The organism is Methanosarcina soligelidi (assembly GCF_000744315.1).
Taxonomy (GTDB): Archaea; Halobacteriota; Methanosarcinia; order Methanosarcinales; family Methanosarcinaceae; genus Methanosarcina; species Methanosarcina mazei.
The window spans coordinates 3,667,093-3,680,002 of sequence record NZ_JQLR01000001.1 but is presented as its reverse complement, the minus strand read 5'-3'; the positions used below and the strand labels follow the sequence as shown (position 1 = coordinate 3,680,002).

Sequence of the window (12,910 nt, the reverse complement as noted above, 5' to 3'; positions counted from 1 at the left end):
AACGGGGTTGACTTACAATTCCCCTGATGCACAAGAACTAACGGGGTCAATTTTCTTGCTGCTCCAGAGGAAAAGCCAGCATATTTCCTCCCGAAAGGGTTTCAGAAAAGTGATGGCTTTCTTAGATATTAATTAAAGGCAATGTTAATCAGATCACTTTAATTCAGGGGGTGAAGGGCAAAGCAGTTTAGTAAAATATAAATTGCAAACTTATTACAGTCTTATTTTGTTTATTTCTTAACCACTCTATATATCTAATAATTTCTTGACTGTTTATGGGATTGTATACTTACTAACTGGAATCTGCTACAACTCGCCTACTTTAAAATATTATTTACACTATGATAAAAATGAAATTTCAAGATTTAGTTAATCAAAAATGTGCGGAATCTAGGTGCAGAACATGAAACAAAAATTAATATTATTCAGTGCACTGCTGATCATATCCCTTTTGGCAGGGACAGCAGGTGCAATTGGAGAAGCAGAAAATACAGATACTGTCTCGACCGGGATGACCGAGCCGAGCGTCAGCATTGCCTACAACGAAACCGGTCCTTTCAGGATGGGAGATGTTGTAAAGATCACTGCAACCTTCAGTGAACCTGTATATGATGCAGTGGCAATAGTTGGGTATAGCGTTCTCACGCCCGATTACTTTAACATGACCAACCTCAGCAACACTGTCTGGTCTTATGACTACGAAGTCCCGGCAGGTATAAATGATGCTGTGAATGTGACGGTCTATGGGATAGGTGGAACCGTAGACTTAATTGAGAAAACCGATATTCATGCTTTCGTGGTTGATAATGAAGCTCCGAGATTTGACAGAATTCAACCCAGCTCCACATATGTAAATACGGAGTGTGTTGTCTTCGAGTTCAGTGCTTTTGACAAACTGGACAATACAGTTGCCTACTCTCTCTTTATCAACGGTACTGAAAAGAAATCAGGAATTATAAATTCCAACGGAAGTGTAAAGTACGAGGTTGAAAAATCCGACAACTATTACCAGTGGGAAATCGTACTCGAGGACGATGCCGGAAATATCGGTGGCAGTGGACTCCAGGACCTGTATGTGGACACCAAGGATCCGAGCGTAACTCTTGTTTCTCCAGAAGATGGATTCGTTGACACAACAGGACTTCTGAACTTTAATTTCACATGCCGGGACACTTTGTCCGCAAACTGCGGCCTTGACCTTGATTACCAGCTGTATATAAATGGAGAACCTGAACTATTATTGGGTTCCGGTGAAATAGCTTCAGGGGAATATGCAGAAATTCCATATACAGCCCTCTTTGACGGCGCATACAACTGGTCTGTCCTTGTTGAGGACAAAGCAGGAAATAATTGCTCAGGTAAAGTCAGGAACTTCTACGTGAATACTGAAGGGCTTATTGTCGAGCTTATCTCTCCGAATAGTCTTGTTGACGGTGAGCTTGTCACTGCAGAACAGAAGTTTAACTTCAGTGTAATGGGAGGAGCAGGGCTGCCCTTTGGGTACGAACTGCTCATCAATGGCACGGAAGTTAAGAACGGCACTTCAGTTATCGGTGAAGAAGGGATAAGCTTCTGTTCCGTGGATGCAACGGTTGCTGACGGAATGAACATCCCCTGGACCGTGCGCATCACTGACTGTGCAGGCAGAATCTATCAGCCTGATCCGTTTTTCATTTCTGTTGATACCACTGCCCCTGCTCCTGTATCGAACCTGACTGTTGTCGATGCTTTCAGTGATACTACATGGTATTATACATACGATGAGCCCGGGCTTTACGTTTGCTGGGATAAAAATACTGAAGAAGACCTGTACGATGGAGCAGACGCTTACTATGGGACTCCATATGCGGTTTTCATCAGCGATTTTGAGCCTTCAGGCATTGAAGAAATGGAACTGGCAATGCCTGTAAGCAGCATCTATGACACTATAGACAATAAGGCTCTGTTTATGCACATCGGAATGTATCAAGGAAAACCCCTCGTCTATGGTAAAGACTACTGGGTTGCTGTTATCGCTCTGGATAGAGCTGGCAACTATGATGAATGCTTTACTATGTGCGGGCCTGTCCAGACATACGAAGATATGGATCTTACACTTGATGCAGGCTGGAACCTGAAATCCGTACCCAGGAGACTGGCTCCTTTCAATGCTGACACATGCTCGGTCTTTGGAGAAGGCAGCACAGTAATTTACTGGGACGGTGCCTGCTGGCAGTTCCCGAAGACTATAGAACCATGTAAGGGTTACTGGGTCTACACTCCGGAAGCCTGTGAAACCAATGTAAAGTTCAAGCCAATGCCTGTCGGCAGTGCAACACCGGATGTTCCTGCTTCTCTCGACCTTTGTGCAGGCTGGCAGATGATAGGACACACTTCAACTCAGCCTGCTCACTGGTCTGAGACTCTGGGTTCATTGCAGAGTGATAAGATTATTGCAAACTATAAGTTCTCCAACATAATCACGTATTCTCAAAATGAAGGCTGGGGAGGCACGATTAATCTTGGATTCCTGGATCTATTCGCTCAACCAGAGTCTGAGATCCCATACCCGGTTCAGACTCTTGAGTCCAGCGGTGCTATGGTCCCTGGACAGGGATACTGGATTTTCATGAAAGAAGACGGTACTTACGCATCCATTGAAAATGTAGAACTTTATCAGGCTGAATAAGTCCCGGTGAAGGGCCAATTTTAAAAGCAAGTACTTTTCAGCCAGTTGAGGCTGAAAGGTTCTTTTTTCTTTTTTTGCTTGCTAGCAATTGGAGGTAAATTATGAACAAAATATTGAAAAATAGTTTCTTAGGAACAGCTGTACTAATTTTATTTTTCTTAATAGCTGCCCATCCAGGTATGGCTGAGGATGTCCCTCCTCTCCCTATGACAGTAAATGGGGTTGCCTTTATTGATGGCTCTCCTGCTCCTGTAGATACTGCTGTTGCAGCTTATCTTAACGGAGAGTACGTAGAACAATTTCTGATTAATAATCCCGCGGGAAATTTCACTTTCTATATCTCAGGTAAAGCCGAAGATGAAGGAAAACCTGTTACTTTTACAATTGATGAAAAGGATACTGGCAAGAGTTTTACCTGGAAGTCAGGAACAGTAATTTCATCCGTTGAACTTTCTTTCGGCGATTCCGGGAGTTCTAAAAAGAGTTCAACTTCAAACTCGGGTTCAGGATCACTGGCAGTGTCCGGGGATAAGGAAGAAGACCGGGATATTATTGAAAATAGCGCAGTCACTCAACCGGATGTCGAGGTTCCGGAAGTAGCGGACGAGGAAAAAACTGTACAGGAAAATGCAGATGATGAAGTAAAGGTCGAAAAGACTGAAGGATCCTCTGACGAGTCTTCTAAAAAAGGCAGTGCTCCGGGTTTCCAGATAATTTATGCAGTTGCAGGCATCATTCTGCTCACTTTCGGGTCAAAGCTCTGGAGGGACTCGAAAAGGAAGCCCTGAAGGATTTTCCTTAATGGGTTTTTCGGATACGTAAAAACCTCAAGGTGATATGATGACCATCAAGGACAAACACTTAAGAACTTTAGTGTGCCTGGTTATCCTGGTACTGGGTATATCCCTTATTCCGGCTGCATCTGCCAGCGATATTCCTTCTATCCCCAACGTATTCCAAGGAAAATTGATCACAGAAGGCGCAGATGTACCTGAAGGAACTATAATCTCAGCTTATATAGATTCAAAGCTTGTTGGCTTGAAAACTATAGAGACAGAAGGTGAGTATCAGTTAGATGTATCAGGTACAGAAGAGGACAACGGGAAAAAAATAGTTTTCAAGCTGGGTCTTGTGGAATCTCCTGTTTCTGCAACATATCAGCATGGAGCTTCCCCGGTTACGCTTGACCTTCCTTTCAAGGGGGATTTTGTGCCTCCGGTTATAGAGAGCTGCTATGCATCTCCTGTTTATATCCTGAACGACGGGAAGGATTACTCAACTGTCAATGCAAAAGTTTCGGATGAGCTGTCCGGAGTTATGTCAGTAACCCTCGATCTTACCCCCATAGGTGGAGGAGTAGTATCAATGACACCTGAAAAAGGAGGCATTTATACCTGCAATGTGGACAGCACTCAGGCAGGAGAATTTAAATTCACCCTTACAGCAACGGATTACTTCGGTAATAAAATTACAGATTCTAATAGCATCTTGATCACTGCAGTTAAAGAAAATGAGCTTATAGCAAAGTTCGGAGGGGCTGACAGTAGCTTCTCTGCCGAAGAAATCAAAAATATTGTAAGTGACGGTAAAATCTCCAGCGCGGTCAAATATGCAATTCTGAACATTTACTATGCTGACGGGTGGGATAGGATATGAGGCAGCCTGAGTTTAAAATTGCGTTTGCGTTACTCATGGCTTTGATTTTATGTGCAGTTCCGGCTTCTGCAGGCAGTGCAGAAAGGGTTCTTCCGTCTTCAGTCAGTGCTAATGAGGTGTTTCAGGTAACAGTCAATGTAGCTGATTACGGCGCAGCAGGTCAGGTGCTTGAAAAGCTTCCTGCAGGTTTCACATTTGTCAGCTCAACCCTTCCGGAAAAAGCTGTAACTGTAAACGGAGATAAGGTCTCCTTCCTGCTGATGACAGAAAAAAGCTTCAGCTACACCCTTAAAGCTCCTGCATCATCCGGGACATACCAATTTTCGGGTATTTTAAGGGACATAAACAAAGCTGAATTCCCTATACTCCCTTCAAGCTCTTCCATTAAGGTCGGGTCAAGCTCTGGCGGGGGTTCAGGCGGCGGCTCAAAAAGTTCAGGCAGCAGTTCAGGCGGCGGAGCCGGAGGTTCCCCGGAACCTCAGAACAATGTTGAGGCTAAGGAACTGTCCCAGTCGTATGTTTCTGACGGAAAACACGTAAGGTTCGATTTCCCCAATGGTGTAACCTGCATAAGATATGTGGAGTTTGATGCCAGAAAGACCCTCGGGAAGATCACCACTATCGTTGAAATGCTTAAAGGCCAGTCGAAGCTGGTCCCGAGCCTGCCTGAAGGCACGGTTTATAAAAACGTAAACATCTGGGTGGGTTCCGGAGGAATCGCAAATTCCGATAATATCAAAAACGCGGTAGTTGGCTTCAGGGTTGAAAAAACCTGGCTTGATAAATATGGGGTTGACACGGATGACAAAGATTCGCTTAACCTCTGGTATTATGACAAAGGATGGACTAAACTCGAAACCACCAAACTGGATGAGAGTGACAGTACCTATGTCTATTATGAAGCCAGGACTCCGGGATTCGGGTCATTTGCAATTGTTGCAGCCGAACCCTCTTCAATAGAAATCGAGCCTGTTGATGAAGATACGGAAGGCACTATCTCTTCCGAGCCACAGAAGCCTGTAAGGAACTGGCGTTCTATGCCTGGATTTGAATCTGCTGCTTTTCTGGGAGCAGTCGGAGCTGCATATTGCGTCATGAGAAGGAAGTTTTGATGCCCGATAAATTTACGGTTTAAAGCAGCTTTAAACGCTGCTTTTTTCTCTTTTTTCACCCGAATTCCTTCTCGCCTGAGTCCCGTCTCGGGATTACGGTGTCCTTTTCACTCGCTGCGCTCGCTTAAGAGGACTAATTTTGAAGTTTTAAACAGTGAGATTCACTAAAAGGACTATTTTGTGGTTATCGACCGAAGAAAAATAAAAGATAAGCAAAAATAAGAAAAAAGTGACCTTAATTAAGGGACTGATACAGTCATTTTATATAATGATATACATTAGCCGGGATTCGAACCCGGGTTCGAGCGTTGGCAACGCCCAGTGATGACCGCTACACTACTGATGTTCTGTGATGACAGGGTGCCTGCCGCTTTTCTTATTATGGATTTTTTTATTAATTAAGTTAATCCCTGAGGGATTTTTTAGTATGCTGTTAGATGGGAAGTTACTCAGATTTTATGTATGATGGACTTTTTACCTCTTCTGGATCTATTATTCTTTTGTCCGTTACAACACCTTCATATTTTAACATATACTAATAATAATTCTGTATCAGGTGTGTTATTTTTACATTCATATATAAAGAGAAACCTACCAGAGACAACGCATATATACGTTTTTTACGCATTAGAATGTTTGAACTAACTTATTGATGTCGTGTGTGTAACATCGAAAATTATTAATTTTTAAAACGGTTTTTAATCTTTTTTCGATTATAAAGCAGAAATAGGGTAGAATGTGAAACGAAGAAATACGAAAACATTCTAACAACGGCGCATCTGGAGATTTATCGAAAATATATCAAATAAAATCTTTTAATCTCATTTTTATTTTCCTCTCTTTTTTTTAATTATTAAATATAAGGAAAATTTATTCGACTGAATTTATATCTCTTCCAATTATCTAAATATAAAGGCCCTATATTTGGAGGCTTAAATTGAAAGAAACAACATATAATAAAATACCCGGAGGACATGTCCTCATAATAATTTTAGGGATAACTGTCCTGGCTTTTTTAATGCTGGCGAGTGTCGCAGGCGCAGTGCCATTTGCATATATTACGAACTACGACGACAACACTACTTCTGTAATTGATATCGCAACAAACACTGTTACCTCCACGGTACCCGTAGGCATTCGCCCTGGTGGAGTTGCGGTCAGTCCGGATGGAACTAAGGTATATGTGGCTAACGATGACAGCAATAATATCTCTGTAATTGATACAACAACCAGCACTGTTACCTCCACGGTGCCTGTGGGACATGCTCCTTATGGAGTTGCAGTAAGTCCGGATGGAACAAAGGTATATGTGGCGAACCAAAACGACAGCAGTGTCTCTGTAATTAACACAACGACCAGCACTGTTATCGCCAGTGTTCCAGTAGATTACAGTCCTTCTGGAGTTGTAGTCAGTCCGGATGGAACAAAGGTATATGTGGCGAACTACGGCAGTAACACTACTTCCGTAATCGATACGTCTAATTACAGTATTACCTTCACGGTGCCTGTAGGAATTGCTCCTTATGGAGTTGCGATCAGTCCGGATGGAACAAAGGTATATGTGGCGAACTATGGCAGCAATACTACTTCTGTAATTGATACAGCCACAAACAACGTTATAGCCTCTGTGCCCGTAGGATGGAGTCCGGTTGGAGTTACAATTGCACCTGATGGAACAAAAGTATATGTGGCTAACCTGGGTAGCTCCAATGTCTCTATTATTGACACCGCTACAAACACAGTTACAGACTCTGTGAATGTAGGAATCGCTCCTTGTGGAGTTGCAGTTACCCCGGATGGATCAAAGTTATACGTAACGAACGCCGGTGACAACACTACTTCTGTAATTGACACCATAACCAACAACGTTACAGTCACTGTGGCTGTGGGAAAAACGCCCATCACCCTGGGTCAGTTTATAGGGGGACCAGTAACAGCAAGCAACACCAGTAAAGACACAGAAACCGATTGTAAGGGGATAGAAGATTATGTTCCAGATTATGCAGGTGGCGCTGTTATTCATATAAAAAATAGGGTTGGAAATGATATCGTCGTATCCTGGGCAAAGGAAGGTTCCCAAAAAGCTGTTTTCCAGGTGAATATTCCTGCAGGGCAAACGCGCACAGTCACAGCCCCTTCGGGTTCTTATGACGAATATATCCGAGCAGGATGTTCATGGTATATAGTAACCGATGGGCATATTGTTGTGGAATCTGGTTATGAATACAGCCTGGAATACTATACGGTTGTAGATAACAACACTATAGTATATGATGGAACTGGATTTAAACAAATACCTGATAGTCAAGCCCCGAAAATCTGACCAGCTTCAATTACAGGGGAGAGCGTAGGGTCACGAATGCCCTTCCATTCATGAGGCTGCCTTATAATTACTGCCAGTAATAACTTAATTCCTTTTTTTGATTTAAAGGCTTTATATGCCTTATTTTTTATGTGCTTTTGCCCTGAAATAGAATTATCAGACATCCTTTTTTGGGTTGGGTGGACACCCGCAGGTTGATTTTATACATTTTTCCGGGAATTGTGTTTTATATCATTAAGCCCGTATAGACGGCATCTTCCGGGAGCTGGCAGCTAAATTTTTAACTGATCCCTGTAATATACTGATTTCTGTAATACTGATTTCTGTAATATACTGATTTCTGTACCTGTCTTCTTACTTTGATATTGAATTTTACGAGTGATGAGCTTTGAGTGAGCTTGAAAAACTGATAAATCTTGCAAAAAATGCAGCCGATAAAATACGCAGGCATAAATTTGTGCGCGTGATTTCACATAACGATGCTGACGGGCTAACTTCAGCTGGAATAATGGCCCACGCCCTTTTGAGGGCTGGCATCCCTTTTCAGCTTTCAATAGCCGGCAAGCTGGACGGGGCTGTAATTGAAGAAGTGAACAGGAGCATCTCTTCAGGAGAACTTGTCATTTTCTGTGATATGGGCAGTGGGCATCCAGAACTTATTAAACAAGTGGGCGCGGATGTTGTTATACTTGACCACCACCAGCCAGTAGGTCAGTCCCCCGCAAAAGCTGTGGTAAACGCACATATGGTAGGAATAGACGGGGCAACGGATATCTCGGCTTCAGGAACCTGTTATCTTGTAGCTCGGGAACTCGGGACAGGAAACATCGACCTTGCAGGGCTCGCAATTGCAGGGGCAGTTGGAGACAGGCAGCTTTTCCGGACTGCAAATGCTTTCATCCTGGAAGAAGCCTTAAAATCAGGGGTTGTTTCCATCAGAAAAGGGTTAAAAGTCGGGGATGGAAATCTTGCAGACGTGCTCGCATACAGCAAAGAGCCTTTTCTGGATGTAACCGGTTACCCGGAAAAAGCGGCGGAATTCTTAAATCAGCTTGGGCTTTCCGGAAACATTGAAGATCTTTCCGAAGAAGAAACCTCAAAACTTGCCAGTGCTGTTGCCCTGAAACTTGTCAAACAGGCAAGCCCTGAAGCAATTGAAGCGGTTATCGGGGAAGTTTTCCTGCTCAACCGGGAACTTGTCCACAATGTTTATGATTTCATTTCCATACTCAATACCTGCGGGAAGCAAAAGGTTTACGGGCTTGCCCTCGCTCTCTGCCTGAAAGACGCAACTATCCTTGATGAAGCCCTTTCCCTTACAAAGGAGCATGAAAAGAATCTTGCCATCGATATCCGGAAAAATGTGGAAAATATTCGCAAAGGGGAAAACCTCTGGTATATCAGCACGGTTGAAGCCATTTCAACAGGGGACCTTGCAACAACCGTAGTCAGATACCTCCATCCCGAGCTTCCTTTTATCTGTGTAAACGAATCTGAAGGCATTTTAAAGGTTTCTGCCCGGGGTACCCGTGAACTCGTTTCAAAAGGGCTTGACCTTGCCTTTACCCTCAGGGAAGCTGCTGGTGCTGCAGGCGGAAACGGAGGAGGGCACAGTGTTGCATCCGGAGCTTCAATACCCTTGGGAAGTACGGAGGAGTTCCTGAGCATTGCAGACCGTATAATCGGGGAGCAGCTCAGGAAAAACGCCAGTGGGAAAGTAAAGTGATAATTTCAATGGGAAAGAAGAGCAAGTAAACGTGATAAGCATAAATAATGAACAAAAATTGATCCTGAAAACCAGCCGGCAGAAATTGAATGGTAAAAACAGAGTAAGCAAAATTAAAATAACCAGAGGCATAGAACTGGTGTAAAAACGCAGAGGCGAATTTATGAAAATTACAGGCACAATTGAGTTTCCTGACCCTGAATCAAGAAAATCCGCAGCCAGAATACTGAAAGCCCTTGCCCCGGATAATCTGAGGAGCATGGAAAGCGAGATAAGCAATGATAGGATTGCTGTGCGTTTTCATTCTGAGAAAATAGGTTCTCTCCTTGCGACCATTGATGATTTTCTCATGAATGTTAAGATCGGGGAAGGGGTCGAGCAGACTCTGGAAAAAGAAAGGTAAGAAGCCAGAGATAAAAAAATAATTGAGCAACTGAAGGCGTGGAATAAAAACAAAAAACACACATGATATTCTTCGAATAACATGCCCAAGAAATGAAAGTACTTGAGAGCACTTTCATGCCAAATTAACGGGAAACATTTTACAGTTTCCCTCTCATTTTACAGTTTCCCTCTTGTGATTCTCTTTTCAATTTGCAGCTCCTTCTTTCCAGAGCCTTATCAGTTTTATGAGTCCTTCGTCTGTTAGCCTGGTTTCTGTCCCTGGGATAGGTAGGCCGTTTTTATAGATGTGTATTGCTTCCTGGAGTTCTTCCGTGCTTATGTTTTTCCCATCCAGGGAGGTCAAATCGTCCCATGGGTTCCAGTCAACGACTGTCCAGTTCCAGGTAAGCATAACATTTTCGTTTCCTGTTATGACAAGCACGGTAACATCATATGTTCCTGGAAACAGAGTACTTTCCGAATATGAACTGCTTTTAACACCGGTTTCGGTAAGTTTTTTCGTTCCGTTAACATACCAGTTTGCACTGGTGTTATGATTTGTGCTGATATTGAATTCCTGCCTTTCCCCTTCATAGGTAGTGATATTTCCTCCGGGACTTGAAGAGATAATTGATAGAGGGCTTACTGTTATATAACCGGGTTTTATTTCGGTGTCAAAACCTTTCCTGTTGCTTGCATTTAATGAAACGGTATAATTTCCGTAAGATGTGTAGGTGCAGACAGGGTTTTTGGTTGTTGAGTCTGTAATCCCGTCCCCGTTAAAATCCCATTCCCATGACAGGGCACCTGTTGAAAGGTCAGTGAACTGGACTGTAAGAGGAGAAACCCAGCTGGTAATGTTTGATGAGAATCCAGCTTCTGGCAGCTCATTGACAGTTGTAAACGCCTTTATACAGAGGTTTGTTTCCGCGTATTCGACAACTGATGTCAGGTCCTTCCAGCTGTTTCCGTCCCGGCTTACATAGCTCTCCCCGGGATTTGCCTGTGCCTTACTGCTGTAATCGAGGTACTGTTTCTCAACTGCAAGAGGGTATACGTAAGAAGGATTCCTGCACTTTATAACAACAGAAAATTTCTCTCCCGGAATCAGGTTTACAGGAGAATTAAGTATGTGGGTGTGATATCCGGGAAATGAGCAGGTATCGCTTTCCTTTACAGCATAATTTTTTAATGAATTAACCGGGCCGTTTGTCGGGTTTTTGTATACATAGATCTCATAGGCCGTATTGAGATCTGTAGTATAGAACCCTATAGCTTCCAGTTTTTCATTTCTTTCCGTGGTAAAAACATTGCTTCCCCAGGCGGTTAATTCGGAATAACCTATTTGGGTTATCCAGCCGAGGGGGTCATACTGGTAGATATAGTCAAAATTCTCTTTTTCCGAAGCCGTAAAGACTGCATTTTCTCTGTATCCAATACTGGTATCATAATAGGAAATATAGAAATATCCATCTTCTCCCCAGGATTCTCCCCAGCTGTTCTTTACAATAAAAGCTCCATTTCCTGATGGAACCTGTTTGAACCTGTGTCTGTCAAAGGAATCATCCCAGCCTACTATGGTTATCGCATGATTTGCAGAATTTGATTCGGTGTATCTGTAGGTGTAATTCTTATCATGATAATCCGGCAAATTCCAGCATATTGTAGAAAACACAGCTCCCTTATCCATAAGTGCCCTTTTAATTAACTCGTTATCCAGAGGCCCGGTTCTCTCAGGCAGTACAATTACTTCCTGAACATGTTTCTGCACAGGAAGCCCTGCAGGGGAATTGACCGAATTTTCATTATATGGGTCTGCAGATTCATTTACAGGCCCTGACCAGCGGGTAAGATATGCCATGGCTATGAAAGAATTTCCACCGTTATCGGGAGTCAGGTCAAAACCATCGGAATAGTACCTTGTGACAAGATTTTTCATGTTATTTTCGGAAAAGTCTCTACTATTTCCCTCTGTCCCCAGAATATAAGATTCAAGGGATGCAAGGCTTGAAAAAGCCCAGCAGCTTCCGGTGTCTCCCTGGTTTTTTACAGATGTAATCCTTCCCTGTTCACGCAAATCATACGTTGAAGGGAGTTCCGAACCCTGCGCCCTGAGCAGAAGCTTTCCCCCCTTCTGTGAGAGTGCCGGTATATTTACCGGAGGGGGGGTATACCCCGGGCCTGAGGCATGCCCGTAGTCACAGGATGAAACAGGCTCTAATGATTCTGATTTTCCGGGGTTCAGAAATTCCGGGTTCAGAGGTGCTTCTTCAATTGCAGTGTCTGAAATTGATGTGCTGTTCAGGGGCGGCTCTAAGTTTTCGGCACTTCCGGCTGCGAGGTTCGGGCTGACGGACAGAGACGAAAATAAGATTATCATTGAAAGCAAAAAGGAATTTATCTTTTTCAAAAATTCTCGGCCTCGGATGGATTGGTTTTCAGTTAGATGAAAGACAGCATGGAGTAACTGGCATAGCAGGCATATCTCTAACTATTAATTTTTATACTGTCCGCCAATAGCAGTCCGGTCTTCTACAACTATCATTGCAATCAGCATGACCCCCAGTAAACCCCCATTAATTATCTATTCACATGATTAGTTTATAAAATTTGTGTATAAGTTATTCTCTAACATAATTCATTTTTATTGTCCAATCCAGAATTTATGCTTTTAAGTGTCTTTTTTCATAGAGCCTCCTTGAGTAAATTTTTTAAAAATAATCATGGATATTTGCTCAGTGTAAACAGGGCTAATAATAACCTTAATAAGCCTCAGTAACCTTTGATACGTCCCAATAGCCTGAATATGCCTCAATAACCCTTGATACGCCTCAATAAATATCAATAAACTTTTATACGTCTCAATGATCTGAATGTGCCTCAATAACCCTTGATACGCCTCGATAAACCTCAATAAATCTCAATAAATCTCAATAAAATACCTTAATAAAACTACAATAAAAGTTTCCAATAAATATAAAAAGTCGCAATAGAAAGAGACATTAAGTTTGCCTTTCCATATTCTAACAGGGCATAGTTAG

General features: G+C 42.8%; 8 protein-coding genes and 1 tRNA gene. 7 read left to right on the top strand and 2 right to left on the bottom strand.

The genetic code is table 11. From position 1 onward, the window contains the following. Positions 1 to 403: 403 nt before the first annotated feature. The 4 genes from M886_RS15735 to M886_RS15720 all read left to right on the top strand — a co-directional run bounded on the left by M886_RS15735 (position 404) and on the right by M886_RS15720 (position 5,436). On the top strand, positions 404 to 2,668 hold the full coding sequence (locus tag M886_RS15735; RefSeq protein WP_226987667.1) for a hypothetical protein: 2,265 nt from the start codon (positions 404 to 406) through the stop codon (positions 2,666 to 2,668). A 179-nt stretch (positions 2,669 to 2,847) separates the two neighbouring features. Beyond that, positions 2,848 to 3,456: a hypothetical protein gene (locus M886_RS15730; protein WP_048051780.1), complete on the top strand. Its 609-nt coding sequence runs from the start codon at positions 2,848 to 2,850 to the stop codon at positions 3,454 to 3,456. A 52-nt stretch (positions 3,457 to 3,508) separates the two neighbouring features. After that, positions 3,509 to 4,324 (top strand): hypothetical protein, encoded by an 816-nt coding sequence (locus tag M886_RS15725; protein WP_048051477.1) that lies wholly within the window; start codon positions 3,509 to 3,511, stop codon positions 4,322 to 4,324. Then, the gene (locus M886_RS15720) at positions 4,321 to 5,436 is read left to right on the top strand and encodes a PGF-pre-PGF domain-containing protein (protein WP_048040980.1); all 1,116 of its coding nucleotides are present in this window, start codon (positions 4,321 to 4,323) and stop codon (positions 5,434 to 5,436) included. Before M886_RS15725 ends, M886_RS15720 begins: the two co-directional genes overlap by 4 nt. A 274-nt stretch (positions 5,437 to 5,710) precedes the next feature. On the opposite strand, the gene M886_RS15715 is transcribed toward M886_RS15720, so the two are convergent. After that, positions 5,711 to 5,782 (bottom strand) — tRNA-Gly (locus tag M886_RS15715). 591 nt (positions 5,783 to 6,373) lie between these two features. Here M886_RS15715 and M886_RS15710 point away from each other — a divergent pair. From M886_RS15710 to M886_RS15695, 3 genes are all read left to right on the top strand, one after another. Beyond that, a complete protein-coding gene (locus M886_RS15710) occupies positions 6,374 to 7,759 on the top strand; it encodes a YVTN family beta-propeller repeat protein (protein WP_048051476.1) in 1,386 nt (461 codons plus the stop codon). A gap of 388 nt (positions 7,760 to 8,147) precedes the next feature. Next, positions 8,148 to 9,485, top strand: a complete 1,338-nt coding sequence (locus M886_RS15700) for a DHH family phosphoesterase (RefSeq protein ID WP_048051474.1) — start codon at positions 8,148 to 8,150, stop codon at positions 9,483 to 9,485. 163 nt (positions 9,486 to 9,648) lie between these two features. Further along, entirely contained in the window at positions 9,649 to 9,888 is a 240-nt protein-coding gene (locus tag M886_RS15695) for a KEOPS complex subunit Pcc1 (RefSeq protein WP_048051473.1), read from the top strand. Positions 9,889 to 10,074: 186 nt separating this feature from the next. Here M886_RS15695 and M886_RS15690 read toward each other — a convergent pair whose 3' ends face one another. Then, positions 10,075 to 12,249, bottom strand: a complete 2,175-nt coding sequence (locus tag M886_RS15690) for a lectin like domain-containing protein (RefSeq protein ID WP_048051779.1) — start codon at positions 12,247 to 12,249, stop codon at positions 10,075 to 10,077. Positions 12,250 to 12,910 lie beyond the last annotated feature (661 nt).